Source organism: Streptomyces globisporus, from assembly GCF_003501885.1.
GTDB lineage: Bacteria > Actinomycetota > Actinomycetes > Streptomycetales > Streptomycetaceae > Streptomyces > Streptomyces globisporus_D.
On record NZ_QWFA01000420.1, the window covers coordinates 1 to 628 of the forward strand.

General features: G+C 75.3%; 2 protein-coding genes. Both read right to left on the minus strand.

Features of this window, described 5'->3' with window-relative positions:
* Nucleotides 1-126: 126 nt before the first annotated feature.
* The gene (locus tag D3105_RS34095; protein WP_030719086.1) at nucleotides 127-378 is read right to left on the minus strand and encodes an HGxxPAAW family protein; all 252 of its coding nucleotides are present in this window, start codon (nucleotides 376-378) and stop codon (nucleotides 127-129) included.
* A 112-nt stretch (nucleotides 379-490) separates the two neighbouring features.
* A partial coding sequence (locus D3105_RS34100; RefSeq protein ID WP_165891148.1) for a Trp biosynthesis-associated membrane protein occupies nucleotides 491-628 on the minus strand: 138 nt, incomplete at its 5' end.

The window sequence follows — 628 nt, forward strand, 5'->3', positions numbered from 1 at the left end:
CTGCGGGGCGGCGGGGGTCGGGGTGGCGTCCACCCGCCGATTGTCCCCCGCCGACGCGAAAAGGCGCAGCCCCACCGGGGCTGCGCCTGTCTGCGTGTCGGTCGCCGGGACGGTCCGGCGGCCGGCTCAGTGGGAGATCTGCGCCCGCCCGGCGCGCGCCCGGGCCTCGACCATCTCGGCCGACTCCTTCTGCGCACCGAGACCGGCGGCCCGCATGGCGAGGCCCACGAGTCCGCCGCCGAAGATCACGGCGACGCCGACCCAGAAACCGAGCGGGTTGGCCGCGACCATGAAGACGCCTGCGACGCAGAAGCCGATCAACGTGATGATGGCACCGGTCCAGGCGGCCGGGGTGTGTCCGTGGCTCGTGCCCGCCATGAGTTGCTCCTCGTTGGTGTTGCGCTGTGGGTGACGCGGTAGATGGGGCCGCCGCCCGGGGGACGGCTCGGTTCCATTGTCCCGCACGGGGCCGCCGGGGGTGAGCCTGGGGTCACGCCTCGCGCGTCGGGTCCTCGCCGCGGTCCAGGGCCTTCCACAGGTCCTCGGGCCGGTCCGGGTCGGGGGCGGTGCGGGGCGCCTTGCCGGGGCGGGGGGTGCCGTCGCGCTCGTACTTCCCGGACATGGCGGG

Excerpts from the sequence above, each read along its gene's own strand:
- D3105_RS34095 (WP_030719086.1), bottom strand. The coding sequence starts at position 378 with ATGGCGGGCACGAGCCACGGACACACCCCGGCCGCCTGGACCGGTGCC.